This is a genomic window from Parasphingorhabdus sp., assembly GCF_036568145.1.
GTDB lineage: Bacteria > Pseudomonadota > Alphaproteobacteria > Sphingomonadales > Sphingomonadaceae > Parasphingorhabdus.
The window spans coordinates 102268-123811 of record NZ_DATCTC010000015.1 but is presented as its reverse complement, the minus strand read 5'-3'; the positions used below and the strand labels follow the sequence as shown (position 1 = coordinate 123811).

The window sequence follows — 21544 nt, the reverse complement described above, 5'->3', positions numbered from 1 at the left end:
TCATATGGGGACGAATACAGCCCGTTTCGTCGGATATTCAACGCTTGTCCGTCACAGCCTAACTAGACTCATCCCTCTTTATCCTTCATTTTAGAGGATGGATAAAATGATATATTAAGCAAGGGGTTCCGCAATGGAAGTTGGCGGCAAGTTATTAACCGGGGCGGCCGTGACTATGCTATTGGCGCTGGCCGCGCATTATACCACTGGCGAGGACTTTATTTCCAGCCTTGAGGATGCGGCGCAAACCGAACTGACCGCACAGGGCATGGACGGTGTGAAAGTGTCCCTTTCGCGTGATCCCCTGTCCCGCAAAGCGCTTCTGAACGGCGATGTGTCCAATGACACCAAGCTAAAGGCGCTGAACGCCGTTTCGGACATTCCGGGCGTGTCCAGTGCCCATTGGGCCAGCGGTGCATCTGCTGACCCCGGTATGGCCGCGAATACGGGCCGGACAGACATTGCTGCTCCGGCCATCGACCCTGCAATAGAGGCTGCACTTGTGGAATGTCAGGGCGGCGTGGACACGGTGGTTGAAAGCCAGAAACTCAGCTTCCGTTCCGGCAGCGCCTATCTTTCACCGGAGTCCAACAGGATACTCGATGAAATCGCCGCCGCGCTTAAACCTTGTCCCGGCCTGGCTGTCGCTGTTGGCGGCCATACCGATAATGCCGGCAATGCGGAGGTGAACCGGATCCTGTCCCAGGAACGCGCCGACCGGGTTCGTGCCGGGCTGATAGAACGCGGCATCCCGGCAGAGCATATCACCGCAATCGGCTATGGCGCAGAGCAACCACTGGCCGGCGGAAATGGACCAGAGGCCGCCGCACAGAACCGCAGGATTGAGTTCAAACTGACGGTCGCAAATAAAAAGCAATTAAATGGTGCGAATTCGCAACAGGAGGAATGAACCATGCCGCTATTGATCGAATATCTGTTGCTCATGCTGGTAACTTTTGCAATTGGCCTCGGCATAGGCTGGCTCATCTGGGGCAGAAGCCAGGACCGGATCTGATTGAAATTTTTTGATAGCACTGGTTGGCAACGCGTGTATCGCGGCTTCTACCGGCTATGGATTGTGACGAATATAGGGGTTTAACGTAATGATATCGCTGATTTCTGAAAATTGGCTATTCTTCCTGATTGCTTTAGTCATTGGTGTAGCCACTGCATTTTGGGCATGGGCCGCGACCGGCCGTGAAGGAGTATCACGCGATTTTAGCTCCGATGACGGCTTACTGGACAAAGCGGATACGGCCGCGCCGGTTGCCCGGGAACCCGCATCACCCCCAGTTACACCGGCCCCGGCTGCACCGGCCCCTGTTGCACCGCCAGTTACGCCAGTTGCCAAGCCGGAAGCTGCACCAGCACCAGCACCATCTCCGGCACCGACACCGACCCCAGCGCCGAAACCTGCCCCTGAACCTACTCCCCAGCCCGTTGCTCCGGCACCCGTTGTCACCGAGCCGTCAAAACCGGCAACCACTCCGGCCCCGCTTCCACGCAAGCGTCCCGTTGTTGTCGATACAGCGCCTCCTCCCCCGCCCGGAAAGCCCAATATCCCGCCCGCAGTCGGGGAGCCTGACAATCTGCGGCTCATCAAAGGCGTCGGGCCAAAACTCAACACCTTGCTCAACAATCTTGGCATTACGCGCTTTGACCAGATTGCCGAATGGAAAGAGGCGGAGATCGAGGAAGTCGACAAATATCTGGAAAGCTTTAGCGGCCGGATTACGCGCGATTCATGGATTGGTCAGGCCAAGTTCCTCGCCAAGGACGATATTGCCGGTTTTGAACAAAAATACGGTAAACTCTGACTTTAAGAGATTGAGCCATAAAATCCAGCGGCCGTGCAGATCATGGCCGCTGCCATTAGTGCCAGTATTTTGAGCGCAAGTCGCCGCTATTCTCCGCCTCTGTAAACATGGAGGGTGGAGAGTGATTTCAGCAGGCAGTTTTGACTATATCATCGTAGGCGCAGGGTCCGCTGGCTGCGTGCTTGCCAACCGGCTCTCCCAAAATCCGGAAAATGAAGTGCTGTTGCTCGAAGCCGGCGGCGAAGATGATTATTGGTCAATCGGTATTCCGGGGGCCTATGCGTTTTCGCTGGAAAACACCAATTTGCTATGGCCCTACCAGACACAGCCAATCGAAAATAGCGGCGGGCGCAGCTTCGCCTATCCAAGAGGCAAGGTGATCGGCGGCAGCGGCGCGTTGAACGGCATGCTCTACGTTCGCGGGCAGGCGCGTGATTATGATGATTGGGAAGCCGCGGGCAACAAGGGATGGAGCTGGCAGGAAGTGCTACCCTATTTCATGCGTTCCGAAAATAATGCACGCGGCCCCGACCAGTGGCACGGCACGACCGGCCCGATGCGTGTCGAATATCTTGCCGATATGGAGGAGAAAAACGCTCTCAGCGAGGCTTTCCTTGAGGCCGGACAACAGGCAGGCATGCCCCTGTCCGAAGACATAAACCGCGGTGTGCAGGACGGTATCTCCTATTTCCAGATCAACACGGACCGCGGGCGGCGCCACAATACGGCGCGGTCATTCCTGAGGGCCGCAAGGAAGCGCCCCAACCTGACGATCATTACCGATGCGTTGGCCGAGAAAATCATTCTGGAAAACAAGCGCGCACGCGGGGTTCGATATAAGCAGCACGGGCAGCAGAAAGAGATTTTTGCACGCCGCGCGGTCATCCTTTCCGCCGGAGCCATTGCCAGCCCGCAATTGCTGGAGCTTTCCGGCATTGGCAATCCGCAGATTTTGCAGGAAAACGGGATAGAGCCTTTGCACGACCTGCCCGGCGTTGGCGAAAATTTGCAGGAACATTACATGGTTCCCTTCCTGTGCCGGGTCAGCGAGCCGGTATCCATGAACGAGCAGGGGCGCGGCTTTCCGCTGATAAAGCAACTGTTCAAATATGCCCTGCAGCGCAAGGGCATGCTGTCCAACAGCGGTTTTCACCTGCAAGGCTATTTCAAATCCCGCGAAGAACTGGATCGCAGCGACATGCAAATTCATTTCTTCCCGTTTTCTGCCGAGAGGGACCCTGACAAAGCCAAGAAAAACAAGATGGAGGGAGAGCCGGGCTTCACCTTCATACTGACCCAGATGCGCCCCGAAAGCCGTGGGAGCACCCATATTCAAAGCGATGATGCCACTGCCATCCCGGCGATAGACCCCGCCTTCCTGACCCACGAGGAAGACCGCAGGGTCTATGTCGATGCGGTCAAATTCGCACGCAAGATATTGGCACAACCCGCCATCGCTCCGTTGGTGGCTACAGAACTGGCCCCCGGTCCGGATGTGAATAGCGATGAGGAAATATCGGCCTTTGTCACCCATGCGGGCAACAGCATGTATCATGGCAGCGGAACCTGTAAAATGGGGGTAGATGACATGGCCGTGGTGGACAATGAATTGCGCGTCCACGGAATTGACGGCCTTTACGTCGTCGATGCCTCTGTCATGCCGCGAATGCCGTCGGGCAATACCAACGCGCCAACGATCATGATCGCGGAAAAAGCATCCGAAATGATATTGACCCATCAGCGCAGATGACAACGAACAGAGCTGTAAAGGAAACACCATGACCAAGATGCAAGATACGGGACGCGTAGCAGGTAAAATCATCCTGTTAACCGGCGGAGCAATGGGGCTGGGGGAAGCTGCGGCCAAACGGTTAATATCGGAAGGCGCCCGGTTGATTATTACCGACCATAATGCCGAGGCCGGTCAAAAGACCGCCTTGGCATTGGGCGACAATGCCGAATTTCTGGAACAGGATGTAAGCGATCCGGACCGCTGGATAGAAATTATCGCAGAGGTTGAGGAAAAATATGGCCGCCTTGATGTGCTTATCAACAATGCCGCCGTCACCGTCTATGGCTCGATCGCAGATGTGAGTTACGAGGATTTCAAACGCTGTTTCACCGTTGATGTCGATTCCATTTTTCTGGGTTGCAAAGCCGCCTTGCCGTTAATGGGCAAAACCGGCGGATCAATTATCAACTTCTCATCCGCCGCAGCAATGAATGCGACCGCCGACCTTGCCGCCTATTGTTCCGCAAAAGCGGCTATTCCCATGCTGACCAAATCCATTGCGCTCTATTGCGCGAGAGAGAAAAACGGCGTGCGCGTGAACGCGGTTCTGCCGGGAACGATCCTGACGCCCAATGTGCAATCTGTCGCAAATGCCTCACCCGACCCCGATGCATTGCTGGAGCAATTCGCTATGGCTCAGCCGGTGGGACATATGGGCGAGCCGGACGATATTGCCCATTTGGTCGTCTATCTGGCCTCCGATGAAAGCAAATTTGCAACCGGCGCGGGCTTTGCGGTTGATGGCGGATTAAGTATCTAGTCAATCTCCGGGTTGGAAGCCCGGACGATCAGCTTGTCGATTTTACGGCCATCCATGTCGACAATTTCAAAAACCCAGTCCTGATCCTCAAAACTCTCCCCTTCTTCGGGAAGGTGGCGAAGACGGCGTAGAGCATGGCCCGCAACAGTCGCATAGTCCCTGTCGTCGGGCAGCTTGATACCCAGCCGGTCGGCCAGCGCATCCACCGACATCGCGCCCGACACCAGAAAACTGCCATCTGCCCGCTCGATAAGGCTGCGCTGTGTTTTCTCATCCTTATCGGAGACAAACTCACCGGCAATCGAACTTAGCAGATCATTGGGCGTAACAATGCCTTCAAAATGGCCATATTCGTCATGGACGAGGATCATCGGGACATCGGCCTCCCGCAAAATATCGAGAGCATCAAGCGCGTCGAGTTGATCCGGCACCTTTTCAAGCGGACGCATCAACTTGTGCAGATCCAGCACGTGCCCGCTAAACTGCGCTGCGACAATATCACGCGCCTGGACCGCGCCTCTGATCTCGTCAACCGACCCTTCGGCAACCGGAAAACGGCTATGCGGCGATTCGATCAGTATCGCGTGAATTTCTTCGGTGGTTGCGCCGATATCCAGCCAGTCAACCTCTGTTCGCGGGGTCATCACTTCACGGATCGGCCGGTCTGCCATCCGCACAACACCGGAAATAACCGCCCGTTCATGCTCCTCGATCACACCGGAACGCATGGCTTCGGCAAAGATCATTTGCAATTCGTCCGCGGTCACATGATTGGCCTGATCCCGTTGCAGGCCGAGTATGCGAAAAATTACCGCGCTACTGCCATCGAGCAGCCAAACCAGCGGAGCGGCCACTCTGGCCAGAAAGTCCATCGGCGCGGCCATGACAATGGCAACCTTTTCCGCCGAACGCAGGGCAAATTGTTTGGGCACAAGTTCACCGATCACCAGCGACGCATAAGTCGTCAGGCCAATGACCAGCGCAAAACCCACGCTGATCGCCGCATCTTTCCCCATGCCGAGCAACTGCAACCGATCCGCAACCGGACCGCCCAGGCTGGCACCGGAATAGGCACCTGCGATTATACCAATCAGTGTGATTCCGATTTGCACGGTCGAAAGAAACTTCCCCGGGTCGCTGGCCAGCCTCAGGGCAATCCGCGCCCCCCGGCTACCCTGCTCGGCCGAAGACTGGAGATGCGCCTTACGCGCAGAGACAATCGCCAGTTCCGACATGGCGAATACGCCATTTATCAAAATCAATACGGCGATGATCGCAACATCAAACCAAGGAAAACTTGTCATATTATCCATTAAATAAGGGAAAACCCCTATAGCCATATGTTTTACAAAATATCAAACTTACTGTCAGGCATTATTCATAATTCCGGGTCCATCTAGTTTATTCTAAATGGGAACTATCACTCTGGAAAAGAGTAAGTTTGTCATCACAGCGCAACAACAAGGAAAACAACATGCTTACCAAACAGATTATGATTGCAACATTGTCAATCAGTAGCCTTGCACTTGTCAGCGGGTGCACCACGAACCCGGAAACAGGAAACCGAGTCCTCTCGAAAGCGGCCATTGGCGGCGTTGGCGGGGCGCTGGGCGGTTATCTGCTCGGTGATCTTATCGGCGGCAAGCGCGACCGTACGGAGAAAATTATCGGTGCCGGTCTTGGCGGTCTCGCTGGAGCAGGCATCGGCTATTACATGGATGAGCAAGAGAAAAAACTGCGTGAGCAAACCGCCGGAACCGGCATTGATGTAACGCGCGATGGTGACAACCTGATTCTCAACATGCCGGCCAATGTCACGTTTCCGTTCGATAGCGCAGCGATTCAGCCACAATTTCAACAAACACTGGGCGAAGTGGCCAATACCCTGTCGCAATATGAAAAAAGCTATATAGACATTTATGGTCATACCGATAGCACCGGCACGGACAGCTATAACCAGTCATTGTCTGAACGACGCGCTGATTCTGTTGCCAACTTCTTAGTCAATAGCGGGGTTCAGCGGGCGCGCATCGAAACCCGTGGTTTTGGCGAAAGTCAGCCGATTGCAAGCAACAGTACCGAAGAAGGGCGCTCTGCAAATCGCCGGGTCGAACTGAAAATCGTACCCATCAACGAACAAGACCTTTAAGTCCCGATAGTCCTGAGCTTGTCGAAGGTCGTTTCGATTGTGATGCATCGCATTTGATTTTGAAACAGAGTTCAACAGGCTGAGGACCAGTGATACTTCCTTATCCAAAGGAAATTAATCGAACTAAAGACTTGATATAATGAAATATTCGGGCATCCTTGCCGCCAAAATAGGATAAGGATGCCCAAATATATGACTACACCCAATTTTTCCATCGACCTGACTGGCAGGACTGCCATTGTAACCGGCGCTTCATCCGGTTTCGGACACCGCTTTGCCACAGTGCTCGCCGCTTGCGGGGCCAAGGTTGCCTGCACGGCGCGGCGGCGCGAAAAACTCGACAAGCTGGTCGAGGAAATCACAGCCAATGGCGGCACAGCGCAGGCCTTCAATCTGGATGTGCGGGAAGCAGATGCCCTGAAAGCGATTGTGCCAGCCGTAGCAGAATCGCTGGGTCAACCGGATATATTGGTGAATAATGCAGGCATCCCGGATGCACAGCGCGCGATTAACATGTCCACCGACTTTATCGACAATATGATCGATACCAATTTACGCAGCGCCTATATCCTGTCCAACGAGGTCGCCCGCCCGCTCATCGAAGCGAAAAAACCGGGACGGATTGTCAACATCGCCTCGACCCTTGCCTATCATTATGACGGCAATGGCGCGGCGCTCTATTCAACCACCAAAGCGGCGCTGGCCCGCATGACAGAGGCTTTGGCGGTGGAATGGTCACGCTATTTCATCAACGTCAACGCGATTGCCCCCGGTGCTTTCTCGACCGAGATGATGGACGGAATGGTCGAGCGCATGGGTGACATTTCCCAGCACTTCCCCCGTAAACGCATGTGCACCACGGATCAGATGGACAGCACATTGCTCTATCTGGTGTCACCGGCTTCCGAAGCGGTTACGGGCACGATCATCAAGGTCGATGACGGTCAGGGGCCGCGGTAAAACCCTTTACCGTCATTCCCGCGCAGGCGGGAATCCAGCTATTTAAACGTTGCAGAAGTAAGCTGGATTCCCGCCTGCGCGGGAATGACGAGTGATAACGATAACCGTCTAAAACAGGTTCCTGCCCCTAAACCAGATCACCCGTCAGCAATTTGGGCAGATCACCGCTTTCGCCCCGCGCCTCGGCCATGAACCGGTTTTTCAGCGGTCCGGCACGCTGCACGATATCCATGCCAAAGCGGCGGATGGCGGACGGCGCATCGCCGGGCATTCCGAAAAGCCGTGTCAAAATGTCCGTCGCTGCAGACATCATCAGGTTATCCAGCCCGCGCCAGCGGTCATAACGCTCCAGTATTTGAACATCACCCAGATCAAGGCCGGTGCGCGCGCCATCAACGACACATTCGGTCAGCGCCGCCACATCACGAAGCCCTAGATTCAGCCCCTGCCCGGCAATCGGATGTATGCCATGCCCGGCATCACCCACCAATGCGAGCCGGTGCGAGACAAGGCCGTCGCTATGGTGGAAACCAAGCGGATAGGTTGCGCGGTCCGACTGCAATTTCATCTGACCCAGAAAACCGCCGGATTTCTTCATCAATTCCGCTTCAAAAGCGCGGGCATTTATTTTTGCCAAGGCCGGTCCGTCCTTGCGCGGCACGCTCCATACTATCGCCGACCTGTGCCGTCCGGAATCGTCATCGCGCATGGGCAAAATCGCAAATGGGCCGGACGGATAAAAAATCTCGTAGGCCGTATTCCCGTGTGGCTGCTCATGCGTCACGGTGCAGATCACCGCGCTATGGTCATATTGCCATGTCGCCATGATGATACCCGCCTCATCGCGCATCCTGCTTCCGCGGCCGTCGGCGGCGATCAGTAGCGGGGCGGCAAGCTGCGCACCGATTTCCATCGTCCCGTCCAATGTTACTATAACCTGATGCTCGCCGCGATCTGCCTCTGTCACATGGGCAGGCATATAGAGGTCAATCCGGTCGTTCGTCGTAGCCGCTTCAAACAATATCTTTTGCAACACTGTATTTTGCACCATTACGCCCAGCGGGCCGTCATCCTCATCGGGGATGAAATCAACCTTGCCGGGTTTCAGGCTGTCATTGATAAGGATCCTGTCAATATTACAGCCATGGGGCGCCAGCTTTTCGGCCAGCCCGATCGCCTCGAATATGTTCCAGCTTGCGCTGTTGATGGACGAAACGCGCCCGTCATTCTTCACATCATTCAAAGCAGCGGGATCAGCGCGATCAATGACCGCGACACGCAATCCGTGGGCGGCAAGGGTCAATGCCTGGGTCAGGCCGATTAACCCCGCGCCCAATATAATCGCATCCGATTTGATCGGATCAGTCTTATTCCCGATATTGGCTGTTCCGGTGCTTGTCATTTGGGGCCTTATATCTTTCTGTCTGATACCGGCAGGATAGGCTTCACCGGGCCGAAAAGAAAGTATGTTCCGGTAAACAGCACCCAACAAAACTTGACGGGGAGTCGCCGATCCGCGCAAAGGAAGCTATAGGTGGAAATTATTCGGGCATTTGCCCCGAAAATGATGCACGAAACCGACCGATACCGGGAGTGAAATATGGCCGGAAAAGCGAATGAAGCCAGTTGGCGAGACGTAATGCGCCTCAGCCTGCTGCGCAGTGGTGCGTTGATTAGTGCGATCATGCTGGGTTTATTGGCTCTGTTCCTGTTGCTTGCCTTGGCCACCTATTCGCCAAGCGACCCTTCTTTCAATACAGCCGCGGGCAGTGTTGAGGATAACTGGATGGGGATTGCAGGCTCCTATAGCGCCGACCTGTTACTGTCTTTGTTCGGCGTTCCGGTAATATTCTTCATCCCGTTGATAATGGTTTTCGCCCACCGCCTGTGGCGCAATGTCCCGCAGGCAGAGTGGAGAAAACAGCTCATCTGGTGCCTGGTCGCCGTTTTGCTGGTCAGCATTGGCCTGTCCCTGTGGCTGTCCGATAGCCAGGCCAATTTGCCTTCCGGCTGGGGCGGGCTGACGGGTATGGCCGTTGCAAAGGGTATTGATGCGGGCCTGAATGCCGTTTCGCAAAGCTGGAGCGCGATGATTTCGGGCATATTGACGGCGCTCATGGTGACGGGCGGCCTTGTCATTGGTTATTTCAGCCTTCGGCTCGACAAGTCCCTTTTCTCCCTCCTGCAAGTCGGGCAGCTTGGAAAACATATCAAATTGCCATGGTCCAAGGCGGAGGAAGAAGACAGCGGACTGGTCATCGAGCCGCAAAGGGCGGCCCAAAAACCCAAAAAAGCCCCTGCCCCGCGCAAGGAAGTCAAACCGGACAACCGCCCGCCACCGGAAATCAGCGACCGTGCCTTGCCGCCCAAAAAGGCCAGCCTTTCCAGCGGCAAGCAAGGCGACTTTTTTGGTCCCTATTCCCTGCCCTCCATTGACCTTTTGACCCCCCGGCCGGAAGAAGCCAATAATGTCGTCGACAAGGCAGGGCTGGAACGTAATGCGCGCCTGCTGGAATCCGTGCTGGATGATTTTCATGTCAAAGGGACGATCAACGCGGTTCGCCCCGGTCCGGTTGTGACCATGTATGAACTGGAACCTGCGCCGGGTATCAAGGCCAGCCGCGTGATCCAGCTTGCCGAGGATATTGCCCGCAACATGTCTGCGCTTTCCGCGCGTGTCGCCGCGATACCGGGCCGCACCGTGATGGGGATCGAATTGCCCAATGCCAAGCGCGAGCCGGTTGTTCTCCACGAAATGATCGCCAGTGACAGTTTTCAGGAACAGACCGGGCAGCTTCCGATCATTCTGGGCAAGAATATTTCCGGTGATCCGGTGATAGCCGATCTGGCACCGATGCCGCACCTTTTGATCGCGGGCACCACCGGCTCCGGTAAATCCGTCGGCCTGAACTGCATGATCGTGTCCTTGCTTTACCGGCTGACCCCGGACCAGTGCAGAATGATCATGATCGATCCCAAGATGCTGGAACTCAGCACCTATGACGATATTCCGCACCTGTTATCGCCTGTCGTTACAGAACCTGCCAAAGCCATCCGCGCACTGAAATGGGCGGTTGAACAGATGGAGGAACGCTACCGGATGATGTCATCCATTTCGGTGCGTAACCTTGCCAATTATAACGAGAAGGTCAAAGCGGCCAAAGCCAAGGGTGAGCCGCTGGGCCGCAAGGTACAGACCGGTTACGATCCCGACACATCGCGTCCGATTTACGAGGAAGAGCAGCTCGATTACGAAGTGCTGCCGCAGATCGTGATCATTGTCGACGAGCTTGCCGATTTGATGATGACCGCCGGTAAGGAAGTCGAGTTTCTTATCCAGCGCCTTGCGCAGAAAGCGCGGGCAGCGGGCATCCACCTGATTATGGCAACGCAGCGGCCATCGGTTGACGTTATCACCGGCGTCATCAAGGCTAACCTGCCGACGCGGATCAGCTTTCACGTCACGTCCAAAATTGACTCGCGCACCATCCTTGGTGAACAGGGCGCGGAACAGCTGCTTGGCAAGGGCGATATGCTCTATATGCCCGGCGGCAAGCAACTGACCCGTGTTCACGGCCCCTTTGTATCCGATGACGAGGTCCGCATGATCGCCGACCACTGGCGGGCGCAAGGAACGCCGGAATATATCCAGGCCGTAACCGAAGAGCCTGAGGACGGCAGCTATGCCCTTGACGGTGCGGATCTTTCGGACAGCAAGGAAGACCGGCAATATGCCCAGGCTTGCCAGATTGTCTTTGAAAGCCAGAAAGTCTCGACCAGCTGGCTGCAAAGGCAACTTCGGATCGGTTATAATACAGCCGCGCGGATTATCGAGCGGATGGAGGATGACCAGTTTATCAGCCCGCCCAACCATATCGGACGCCGCGAAGTTCTGCGCGACCAGAATGGTGAAATGCTTTAGGTGCTTTCTATGGTTTTGGCGCAATTCAGCTGTTGTTCAATCGCCTTTTGCTAAGCGTGCATAAGATTTTTCAGGAGTTTTCAATATGTTGAAATATGCCTTTGCCCTTGTCGCAGCGCCTTTGGCGGTCACGGGTGCCTTTGTCGGCGCAACGCCGGCATTCGCCCAGCAAAGCCCTGCGGATAGCCTGAAGGCCGTTTCCGCCCATTTGCGTGCCATGAATACCATGACCGCCAGTTTCGCACAGACGGACCGTAGCGGACAGATATTGGCGGGGAAACTGACCCTGAAACAGCCCGGCCACATACGCTTTCAATATGGCAAGGATGTCAATTTGCTGATCGTGGCCGATGGCAAGGCGCTGACCATGATCGATTATGACGTGAACCAGGTGCAGCGCTGGCCGATCAACAACAGCCCTTTAAGCGCTCTGCTTAATCCCGAGCAGGATTTGTCGAAATATGGAAAATTGATTCCGACTCGCAATCCGGATGTGCTGAGCGTCGAAGTCCGCGACCCCAAACGGCCTGAATATGGGGTGATAACGATGATTTTCACCAAAGTGGCCAGCGCGCCCGGCGGTCTGCGACTTGATGGCTGGGTTTCGCTCGATTCGAAGAACAACCGCACCTCGATCCGGCTGTCGGATCAGAAATACGGCGTTCCGGTCGCCAACAGCACCTTTAACTGGACCGACCCGCGTCCAAATCGTCGCGGCAGGCGATGAATGGAGGCGTCGTCTCGGCAAATGGATGATGCATTAAGCTTTGTTCATCTAAGGGACAGAATCGCAGTTCTATAAGGGTTACAGGATGAGATGAAACGATCAGGTTTTCCCCCTGTTACCTGATCAACAAGTTTTCACTTCATTCTATGCGTGACGAACGCGAGTTAGCCCTCACCTCCTAAATGCCCCCGGAGGTGAGGGTTTTTCGTCTCTAAACTATCGAAAAATTTGAAAAACTGTCCCGCATTTGCTCCGGTTTAAGCTTGGGTTTTGCGGCTATAATCGCTAGTAGTCTGGCGATGAATAATAGCCTGAAAATTGTAAGCTGGAACATTAACAGTATTCGCGCCCGACTCGATATCGTGGAACGCTTCCTGAGAGAAGAATCACCCGACATACTCTGTCTGCAGGAAACCAAGGTACGGAATGATCAATTCCCCGAAGGTATATTCCGGCAGCTCGGTTACAATCACCTCGTCCTCAATGGCCAGCCCATGCACCACGGCGTTGCGATGATCAGCCGTGTGCCGCTTCACAAAGACGAACGGTTCGACTGGCAGGACAATGGCGAGGCGCGGCACGTTGGTGCCCGTCTGGAAAACGGTGTCCGTATCGAAAATGTCTATATTCCGGCAGGCGGGGAAATCCCGGACCGTGAGCTAAACCCGAAATTCGGACAGAAACTCGATTTTTACGAGCGGATGACCCAGTGGTCGGACAAGCTTGATACGCCAACTATCCTGCTGGGTGATTTCAATATCGCTCCGCTGGAAGCCGATGTCTGGAGCCATAAGCAGCTCATCAACGTGGTGAGCCACACACCGCTTGAAGTTGACACGATGGCCAGATTGCAAGCGGCCCATGAATGGGTCGATATCGGGCGCAAGTTCATCCCCGATCCGGAGCGTCTTTATACGTGGTGGAGCTATCGTGCCCGCGACTGGCGCGCGTCGGACAAGGGGCGTCGGCTCGATCATGTCTGGGTCAGCCCCCAGCTCACCGACACGGCGGTCAGCCATAATGTCCACGAAGACGCAAGGGGATGGGGCAAGCCATCGGATCACGCGCCGCTTATTACAGAATTCAATTTCTAAATGGCAACGCCTGCCGCCCCTGATTCCGCTGCTACGGATGCCAAAGGCGCGCGGCGAGCGGCCAGGGGAATAGATGCATTGCGGCGCGGCTGGCCGATCAGTATCGCGGCCGGAGACGCAAAAGCGGATAGCGATATGCTGAACCTGCTGCCCGCCGAAACAGCCGATCTGGACCGGCACCTGTCCTCGCGTTCCCCTATCAACCTGCTGATATCGTCCAGCCGTGCAGACACGCTAAAATTGCTGAACCAGCGGGCCGCCGCCGACCCCGCGCTTCCCGTCCAGATCAGCTTGCCGGGACCGGTTAGCGCGGCAGAGCTTATCGCGATTGCCGACCCGGTTCTCGACATGGAACACCCCATGAAAGGCCCGTTCCGCAGCGAGGAGCTAAGCCATCCGCAAGCCGCCAAGGCCGCTATGGAACTGGCCCGGCAAGCAGGGGTGCTGCCCGCGTTCCTGATCGTGGACGAACCGGCCGAAGACCGGTTAAATGCAAAAGATGCCTCGGCCTATGCTGATTCCACTGCGCTTGTCATCAGTGCCCATGCCAAACTGCCCGTCGCCGCCAATACACAGGCGCATATATACGGTTTTCGCAGCGAGGCCGATTCAACCGACCATGTGGCGCTGGTCATCGGTAATCGGGACGACACGGTCCCGGTCGTACGGCTGCATAGCGAGTGCCTGACCGGTGATGTGCTCGGCAGCCTGAAATGCGATTGCGGGCCACAGCTACACACCGCCCTCGCCCGCATGGCAGAGGCCAACTGGGGCGTTCTGCTCTATTTGCGGCAGGAAGGCCGGGGCATTGGCCTTATCAACAAATTACGCGCCTATGCCCTGCAGGATCAGGGATTTGACACGGTTGACGCCAACCAGCGGCTTGGCTTTGCCATTGATGCGCGGGACTTTTCGACCGCAGCCCGCATGCTGGAACTGCTCAATATCCCGACCGTAAAACTGCTGACCAACAATCCCGAAAAGGTCAAAGGTCTGGAAGCATGCGGCATATCGGTTGACGAGCGCCTGCCGGTAAAGATTCTCGCCAATCCGCATAATGAATTTTATCTCGACACCAAACGGGACCGCACGGGTCATAAGCTTTAGGATCCCATCTCCTATTCCGGCGTAGCGTCAAGATATGCTTGTCCAGAAAGCGAAAAGCCCTACTATGTTCTTGGGGTCGCGGCAAAACTATCTGTAGGCAGGTTGCGCCAAATCAATGCAGCCGCCAAAAATAAAGCCTATAATATGGTGACATAATCAGGAGATAAGCGGTGAAAACAATATTATTGCACGTCTATGACGATTGCGCATTTGAATCACGTTTGCAGGTCGCACTGGATATAGTGCGGGCGCATGAAGCCCATCTGGTCTGTGTCCAGCCTACGACGCAATTTACCCCCATGACATTCGGGCCAATGGGCGATGGTTTCGTTGCAAGTATTGATTTTGCGCAACTGGAAGCTGCCGAACACGAACATCGTGAGAAAATTGAAAACCGCTTGAAAGTGGAATCCGTCTCCTGGGACTGGCACACCAGCTATGGTGATCCGGCGACAATACTGTCCGAGCGGAGCAGCCTTGCCGATCTGGTCATTGTCAGTCAGTCCTTTGCAAAACGGGATGCTGCGGACAAACCCCTCCCCATTGCCGGGGATGTTGCGATCTATGCGAATTGCGCAACCATGGTCGTACCTGTCGAAAACACATCCTTTGATTGTGAAGCTCCGGTCATGGTCGCGTGGAACGGTTCTGCCGAATCTGCCAAAGCCGTGCGATTGGCCCTGCCCATGCTGAAAATGGCCAGCGAAGTGCATCTGGTGACGGTTGGAGAGGAACCCGACAAGTTCCCGCATGTCGAGGCGTCCACCTATCTGGCAAGGCACGGTGTCCCGACTATCCTGCACGAACTGAACGGCAAGGGGAAAGAAACCTCTGCCATTATCACGGACTTTGCAGCCGAAAAGAATGTCGCAGCGTTGGTGATGGGCGCTTATGGCCATAACCGGTTGCGGGAAATATTATTTGGCGGTGTTACCAAAAACCTGCTCCTCAATGCGAAACTCCCGTTGATAATGGGGCATTGAAGAACGCTTAGTGGCTTTATGACTGCCCTTGTTTAGGGGTGATCGCCACTGTTAAAGGGCAGTCAATCGTCCGTTTTGCCGTCACTGCCGCCCTGCTTCAATTCAGGATCAGCACTGGCTTCGACATCGGTTTCAGCTTCGTCTTCCAAGCCAGTTTCATCGTCAATCAGCACGCGCTGTGCCGCACCGTCCAGATCATCAAACTGCCCGTTACGCATAGCCCAAAAGAAAAAGGCAAGACCAACCAGCCCCATAAGGAGCGCAACGGGGATCAAGATGGCTAATCCACTCATGTTTTGGGGCCACTCATATTTGGCGGCCACTCATCTTCGGGGCCACTCAATTCGCAGCACTATTGAGCCGCAACGCATTACCAACCACGATCAGGGACGATAGCGACATCGCAATCGCCGCAATCAACGGCGTCACCATGCCGGTCAGAGCCAAGGGAACCGCTATGATATTATAGCAAATGGCCAATCCGAAATTCTGGCGAACAATCTGCATCGTCCGCCGGGCAGTCTGAACCGCAAGCGCAACCGGCAGGAAGGAATCGCTGGTAAACACCACATCGGCGGCTTGCTGACCAACGTCGCTGGCAGAGCCGGGAGCGATAGACACATGGGCCGCGGCCAGTGCGGGACCATCGTTCAGGCCATCTCCGACCATCAGCACCTTGTGATCCATGGAGTGAAGCCGGGCGATACTATCCAGTTTATCCTGCGGACTGGCCCCGGCCTGCGCGGTCAGGCCGATCGCACTGGCCGTTTTCGCAACCGACGCGCTATTGTCACCTGATATGATCGTGCCGGACAGGCCAAGGGCTTTCAGCCGTTCAAGCGCTTGCGAAACATCGGGACGGATTTCATCCTCTAGCTGGATATCGACCTGTTCGGTGCCGATCATGAGCTGGCAAGAAAGATAGCTTTCCGATTTAACCGGCTTGCCGAGCGCGACCGGTACGCCGTCCCAGCGCCCCGACATGCCCATTCCGGGCACCTCTTCCAGACCGTCGAGCTGGACCGGCGCTATATCTTGAGCCAGCAATGCAGCGCGTATTCCCTTGCTAACCGGATGTTTGCTGGCCTGAGCCAGTGCAAGAGCCACCTGTTTTTGCGGCAAGGTCAAATGATCCAGATCGACTGGCACAGGACGGCCCAGAGTCAATGTCCCGGTTTTGTCGAACAGAGCGCAATCCGCTTCGGATAGCCGTTCAAGCGCGCTGCCATCCTTTATCATCACGCCCTTGCGCAGCAGCGCACCGGAAGCCACGACCTGCGCCGCCGGTACCGCCAATCCCAAGGCGCACGGGCAGGTGATAATCAGCACCGCAACAGAAATCAGCAGCGATTGATGCCAACCGGCACCCATGAACATCCAGAACACAAAAGCAAACAGCGCAAGACTGTGCACGGCCGGCGCATAGAGGCGTGCCGCCTTGTCTGCGATTCGCACGTAAAAAGAACGGTGTTGCCCCGCTTCGTCCATCAGTCGCGCAATATCGGACAGGCTGGTATCTTCACCCGTGGCCGTAATCCGGACGGTTACGGGAGCGCTCATGTTAAGCGTTCCGGCCAGCACGAGGTCCCCCGCTCCCTTGGGCTGCGGTTCGCTTTCTCCGGTCATCAGGGAAAAGTCAAAATTGCTCGTGCCGCTCTCTATCACACCGTCTGCGGCCAGATTGTCTCCGGCTGCAACAACCATCCGCATGTCGGGGCGTAGCTCTTTGACAGCAAGCCATCTGGTTGTGCCATCCTCGTTCAGGACCATCGCGCCCGGTGCGGTCTGTTTGAGCAAGGCGGCAATGCCTGCGCGCGCGCGGTCGCGCATCATGCCATCCAGTACCCGCCCGGCAAGCAGGAAAAACAGCAGCATAACGACACTTTCAAAATAGGCATGTGCGCCGCTGGTCATGGTTTCATAAATGCTCAGGCCGGTTGCCAGCGTGATACCGATAGTGATCGGCACATCCATATTGGTGCGGCCATGGCGAAGGGCGGTAAAGGCTGAGCTGAAAAACGGACGGCCAGAGTAAAAGAACACCGGTATGGCGATCAACGCGGATAGCCAGTGGAACAAATCACGCGTTGCGCCCATTGCGCCGGACCAGACACTGACCGACAGCAGCATGATGTTCATCATGCCAAAACCGGCAACGGCAAGTGCACGCAGCAGCTTGTCCGTCTCGCCCTTATCTTCCGTCAGCGAGTTATCTGCCAATATTTGTGCTTCAAAGCCCAGTCGCTCAAGCATTGCTTTGATCGCGTCTGCACGAAGGGCTGGCAGGTGGGAGACAACAACCTGCTTTGTCGAAAAATTGACTCTGGCCGACAGGATATTCGTCTCGGCAGAAAGGCCGTTTTCGATTTTGGAAATGCATCCGGCGCAGCGGATAGCGGGAACAGCAAAACGCGAGACAGAGGCCTGCGCGCTTTGCGCCTTCATAGCGTCAAGGTCAGTGACGGCGTTCAAAGAACATCCCGTGCCAGCGCCATTTCTTTGCCGCCGTGCGTAATCAGGATCCTCAGTTTCCAGCGGCCCTCGGGCAGAGTATCACTGCTGACATAAGTTCCGGTGCTGTCTTGCCGAAAGCTGAGTTCGACCGGATCGGTTCGCCCTACCGGATGCGACGCCGTAGCAGTGATTTCGGCCCCCTGAAGAACTGTCTCATCAGCGCCCAATACTGTCATCGCCACTTTGCCCTCATGGCGAACGATCTTTGAAACGTCCCAGCCATGGGCAGCCTGTTCGCGGGCTTTTTCCAGCCATTCATTATATTTCTGGCTGGCCACATAACTGTTATCGACAACGGTTCCGCCAAAGGTCGTGACGGCAAAGCTCGCCATCAACAAGTTAACCGCGATCACGACCCCGAAAAAGGAAACAATAATCGCAGTCGCATGATAACCTGTAAATTTCCTGGGCTTTGCAGATTCTGGTTTCATCCGTCATTCCTTGGCCGTTCAAAAATAACTTCTTCGCTATCCTGTGCGGTCCGGTCATCACTGGCCTGAACAGAGAGTATAAACTCTTCTCTTTCAGCCCCCTCACCCGGAGCTGCAACAAATATCCTGACCTTGCCAACACTATCAGCGGGTATATTGACCGTAACGGAATCTCCGGCCGTTTCCCGTGATCCAGAGCCCGACCATAGCACGGCTTGACCAAGGCCCGACATGGAAACTTCCATTGTGCGCGGGCGACTTTCCATATTGCGGATCTTCACGTCATAACTGTTACGTATGGCGCCGTCGGACAACTGCACATAGATTGGGTTGCGGTCCGCCTGCGCCGAAATATCCACTCTCATGCGGTTTCCAAGAACAAACAGCATTCCCAAACCGATACCGACCCAGACCGCAAAATATGCAATCGTCCGGGGCCGCAGCAGGTTTTTCCATGCCGGAACTGCCGGTTGACCAGCCCGCTCCCGATCAGCATCGTCATAGGTGATATAATCAATCAAACCGCGTGGCCGATCAATTTTTTCCATCACCTGATCGCAGGCGTCGATACAAAGCGCGCAGGTGATACAGCCAATTTGCGGCCCTTCACGGATATCTATTCCCGTCGGGCAAACCTGAACGCATTGAAGACAATCTATGCAATCCCCGAAATTTTCCGGATCATTCTTGACCTGCTTCAGGCTGCCGCGTGGTTCGCCGCGCCAGTCCTTGTAAGTCACGATCAACGAATTTTCGTCCATCATCGCAGACTGGATGCGCGGCCACGGGCACATGTATATACAAAATTGTTCCCGCAGGAATCCGCCCAATATAAAGGTCGTCGCGGTTAATATCCCAACGGTTGCATAGGCAACAAACGGCGCCTCACCGGATACAAACTGACGTGCCAGAGCGGGGGCGTCGGCAAAATAGAAAATCCACGCACCCCCCGTGGCAAATGCAATAATCAGCCAGATCGACCATTTGAAGAGCCTGCGGATGATCTTGTTTGCCGTCCACGGTGCATTTTGCAGCCGCACCTGTGCGTTGCGATCGCCATCAATCCAGCGCTCGATATGCTGATAAAGGTCGGTCCAGACGGTTTGGGGACATGCATAGCCACACCACGCGCGCCCGACGGCAGAAGTTACCAGAAAAAGCCCGACACCCGCCATGACCAGCAGACCGGCGACATAATAGAACTCGTGCGGCCAGATTTCGATGCCAAACATGTAGAACCGCCGGCCAGCCAGATCGACCAGAACCGCCTGATCCGGAGCGTAAGGCCCGCGATCCCACCTTATCCACGGTGTGATATAATATATTCCGAGGGTAATCGCCATGACGACCCATTTCAATCGCCGGTAATATCCATCCACCGCTTTGGGAAAAACAGGTTTCCGCTTTTCAAAAAGTTTGCGTTTATCTTGGGTGACTTCAGAAACGCCCATCACCCTCAACCTGTTCATTTTCTATTTTTTCAACTGTGTCTTCCCTCACGTCTTCCATCGCGGGCAAGCTCTCACCGCCGCCCAGGGAATGAACATAAGCCGCAAGCATCCGGATAGTGGCCGAATCAAGCCGGTGGCCCCAGCGCGGCATCACGCCGTTGCGGCTGTTCGTTATGGTATATTTCAGCGATTCACGGTCCAGACCATATAGGCTGATCGAATCTCTCAGATTAGGGGCGCCCTGTGCGCGGTCGCCTTCTCCTTGCGGGCCGTGGCAAATCGTGCAGTTGGCTTCAAATAGTGCCGCCCCGCGCGTTGCCGAAGCGCTGTTCTTTTCCTGATTGGCAATAACACGCACATAGCTGACCAGATCGTCGATTTCGCGTGGCTGCAAAATACCGTCGCGGCCAAAGGCAGGCATTTGTGAAAAGCGAGTCTCGTCATGGTCCGGATTACGGATGCCGTGGATCAGGGTATATTCAATCGCATCCAGATCACCGCCCCACAGCCAGTCATCATCATTCAGGTTCGGATAGCCTTTCGATCCTGCTGCGCCAGAGCCGTGGCACTGGACACAATGAACCTTGAACGCAGAGCGGCCACCTTCGATGGCCTGCTGCATAAGCTCGGGACTGCCCTGCAGCTTGTCAATATCGATAGCGACAAGTGATTGCCGGATGGGTTCCAGCTCGACTTCCCGGGCCGACATCTCTTTTGCAAGCTCGCCCCGGCTGGTCCAGCCCAAAACACCTTCGGTAGCCGAATTGATCATCGGCCATGCCGGATACAGGATGACATATATAATGCCCCAGACGATCGTGGCGTAGAGGGTCAGCAGCCACCAGCGGGGCATCGGGGTGTCCAGCTCTTCGATGCCGTCCCATTCATGGCCAACGGTTGGAGTGCCGGTCAGTTCATCAATACGGCTTTTGTCAGTCATTTTCGCCACCCTCTTCATGGCTGTCATCAAAAATCATATTGGCCGCCTCTTCGTGATCGCGGTTCGCACCGGGGCGAAAGGTCCAGCCAATGAATGTCAGAAAAACCAAAGCCATGAAGACCAGCCCCCAGCTATCGGCAAAATGGCGCAGCTCATCATAGCTCATCGCGGTTGCTCCAGCGGTTCGCCCATTTCGAAATCGACCAGCGTGCCCAACATCTGGAGATAGGCAACAAGCGCATCCATCTCTGTAAGCCTGTCGGGATTGCCGTCAAAATCACGGATTTGCGCCTTGGGATAGCGTTCCTGCAACTCGGTTGGGCTAGCCATGGAATCCGCCTGTGTGGCGAGATCCTCATTCGCCTTTTCGATCGCTTCCTCGGTATAGGGCACGCCGAGCCGCGCCATGGCCCGTAAATGTGCGCTCATATCGCCTTGATCAAGATCACGGTCAGCCAGAAAAGCATAAGGTGGCATGATCGATTCCGGCACCACGGCGCGCGGGTCGACCAAATGCTGCACATGCCATTCATCCGAATAGCGTCCGCCGACACGGGCAAGATCCGGCCCCGTGCGTTTCGAGCCCCACTGGAACGGCCTGTCATACATCGATTCTGCCGCCAGTGAATAGTGACCATAGCGTTCCACCTCATCACGGAACGGGCGGATCATCTGGCTGTGGCAGCTATAACAGCCTTCACGGACATAGATGTTGCGTCCCGCCAGCTCCAGCGGCGTATAGGGCCGCACACCATCCACTTCCTCAACCGTATTGTCGATCCAGAAGAGAGGAGCAATCTCGACAATCCCGCCAATCGCCACCGCGATAAAAGAGAAGACGGCCAGCAAGGTAACATTGCGTTCAATCTTGTTGTGTTGCTTTGCAAGTTTGGACAT

Annotated in this window: 20 protein-coding genes; 11 read left to right on the top strand and 9 right to left on the bottom strand. The window is 55.4% G+C overall.

The features are described from left to right. Positions 1–133: 133 nt before the first annotated feature. The 4 genes from VIN76_RS04250 (at position 134) to VIN76_RS04235 (ending at position 4369) form a co-directional block, all read left to right on the top strand. Complete coding sequence (locus VIN76_RS04250; protein ID WP_332040570.1) at positions 134–910, top strand: OmpA family protein; 777 nt, start codon at positions 134–136, stop codon at positions 908–910. 193 nt (positions 911–1103) lie between these two features. Further along, complete coding sequence (locus VIN76_RS04245; RefSeq protein ID WP_332040569.1) at positions 1104–1817, top strand: hypothetical protein; 714 nt, start codon at positions 1104–1106, stop codon at positions 1815–1817. A gap of 121 nt (positions 1818–1938) precedes the next feature. Next, a complete protein-coding gene (locus tag VIN76_RS04240) occupies positions 1939–3567 on the top strand; it encodes a choline dehydrogenase (RefSeq protein WP_332040568.1) in 1629 nt (542 codons plus the stop codon). A 28-nt stretch (positions 3568–3595) separates the two neighbouring features. Then, entirely contained in the window at positions 3596–4369 is a 774-nt protein-coding gene (locus VIN76_RS04235; protein WP_332040567.1) for an SDR family oxidoreductase, read from the top strand. On the opposite strand, the gene VIN76_RS04230 is transcribed toward VIN76_RS04235, so the two are convergent. After that, a complete protein-coding gene (locus VIN76_RS04230) occupies positions 4366–5682 on the bottom strand; it encodes a hemolysin family protein (protein ID WP_332040566.1) in 1317 nt (438 codons plus the stop codon). The genes VIN76_RS04235 and VIN76_RS04230 overlap by 4 nt on opposite strands. A 161-nt stretch (positions 5683–5843) precedes the next feature. On the opposite strand from VIN76_RS04230, the gene VIN76_RS04225 reads away from it, so the two are divergent. Both VIN76_RS04225 and VIN76_RS04220 read left to right on the top strand, forming a co-directional pair. Continuing rightward, positions 5844–6518 carry an OmpA family protein gene (locus tag VIN76_RS04225; RefSeq protein ID WP_332040565.1) on the top strand — a complete coding sequence of 225 codons (675 nt, stop codon included), beginning with the start codon at positions 5844–5846 and terminating at the stop codon, positions 6516–6518. A 192-nt stretch (positions 6519–6710) separates the two neighbouring features. Next, positions 6711–7478 (top strand): SDR family NAD(P)-dependent oxidoreductase, encoded by a 768-nt coding sequence (locus tag VIN76_RS04220; protein ID WP_332040564.1) that lies wholly within the window; start codon positions 6711–6713, stop codon positions 7476–7478. 127 nt (positions 7479–7605) lie between these two features. Here the strand turns inward: VIN76_RS04220 and VIN76_RS04215 are convergent, their stop codons facing one another. Then, positions 7606–8880, bottom strand: coding sequence for a UbiH/UbiF/VisC/COQ6 family ubiquinone biosynthesis hydroxylase (locus VIN76_RS04215; RefSeq protein WP_332040563.1), 1275 nt, complete (start codon positions 8878–8880; stop codon positions 7606–7608). A gap of 198 nt (positions 8881–9078) precedes the next feature. Here VIN76_RS04215 and VIN76_RS04210 point away from each other — a divergent pair, with 198 nt between their 5' ends. From VIN76_RS04210 to VIN76_RS04190, 5 genes are all read left to right on the top strand, one after another. Further along, complete coding sequence (locus VIN76_RS04210; RefSeq protein ID WP_332040562.1) at positions 9079–11400, top strand: DNA translocase FtsK; 2322 nt, start codon at positions 9079–9081, stop codon at positions 11398–11400. An 85-nt stretch (positions 11401–11485) separates the two neighbouring features. Then, entirely contained in the window at positions 11486–12127 is a 642-nt protein-coding gene (locus VIN76_RS04205) for an outer membrane lipoprotein carrier protein LolA (protein ID WP_332040561.1), read from the top strand. 299 nt (positions 12128–12426) lie between these two features. Further along, a complete protein-coding gene (gene xth, locus VIN76_RS04200) occupies positions 12427–13221 on the top strand; it encodes an exodeoxyribonuclease III (protein WP_332040560.1) in 795 nt (264 codons plus the stop codon). Continuing rightward, complete coding sequence (gene ribA / locus VIN76_RS04195) at positions 13222–14328, top strand: GTP cyclohydrolase II (RefSeq protein ID WP_332040559.1); 1107 nt, start codon at positions 13222–13224, stop codon at positions 14326–14328. A 170-nt stretch (positions 14329–14498) separates the two neighbouring features. After that, the gene (locus VIN76_RS04190) at positions 14499–15311 is read left to right on the top strand and encodes a universal stress protein (protein ID WP_332040558.1); all 813 of its coding nucleotides are present in this window, start codon (positions 14499–14501) and stop codon (positions 15309–15311) included. 62 nt (positions 15312–15373) lie between these two features. Here the strand turns inward: VIN76_RS04190 and ccoS are convergent, their stop codons facing one another. The 7 genes from ccoS to ccoO are packed head-to-tail and all read right to left on the bottom strand — an operon-like array spanning position 15374 to position 21544. Further along, positions 15374–15604: a cbb3-type cytochrome oxidase assembly protein CcoS gene (gene ccoS / locus VIN76_RS04185; RefSeq protein WP_332040557.1), complete on the bottom strand. Its 231-nt coding sequence runs from the start codon at positions 15602–15604 to the stop codon at positions 15374–15376. A gap of 46 nt (positions 15605–15650) precedes the next feature. Further along, positions 15651–17756 carry a heavy metal translocating P-type ATPase gene (locus tag VIN76_RS04180; protein ID WP_332040592.1) on the bottom strand — a complete coding sequence of 702 codons (2106 nt, stop codon included), beginning with the start codon at positions 17754–17756 and terminating at the stop codon, positions 15651–15653. Between the two features lie 23 nt (positions 17757–17779). Beyond that, positions 17780–18256, bottom strand: coding sequence for a FixH family protein (locus tag VIN76_RS04175; RefSeq protein ID WP_332040556.1), 477 nt, complete (start codon positions 18254–18256; stop codon positions 17780–17782). After that, positions 18253–19707 carry a cytochrome c oxidase accessory protein CcoG gene (ccoG, locus tag VIN76_RS04170; protein ID WP_332040591.1) on the bottom strand — a complete coding sequence of 485 codons (1455 nt, stop codon included), beginning with the start codon at positions 19705–19707 and terminating at the stop codon, positions 18253–18255. Before ccoG ends, VIN76_RS04175 begins: the two co-directional genes overlap by 4 nt. Continuing rightward, positions 19694–20647, bottom strand: coding sequence for a cytochrome-c oxidase, cbb3-type subunit III (ccoP, locus tag VIN76_RS04165; protein ID WP_332040555.1), 954 nt, complete (start codon positions 20645–20647; stop codon positions 19694–19696). The genes ccoG and ccoP overlap by 14 nt, the downstream gene beginning before the upstream one ends. Beyond that, the gene (locus tag VIN76_RS04160) at positions 20640–20813 is read right to left on the bottom strand and encodes a cbb3-type cytochrome c oxidase subunit 3 (RefSeq protein WP_332040554.1); all 174 of its coding nucleotides are present in this window, start codon (positions 20811–20813) and stop codon (positions 20640–20642) included. Before VIN76_RS04160 ends, ccoP begins: the two co-directional genes overlap by 8 nt. After that, complete coding sequence (gene ccoO, locus VIN76_RS04155; RefSeq protein ID WP_332040553.1) at positions 20810–21544, bottom strand: cytochrome-c oxidase, cbb3-type subunit II; 735 nt, start codon at positions 21542–21544, stop codon at positions 20810–20812. Before ccoO ends, VIN76_RS04160 begins: the two co-directional genes overlap by 4 nt.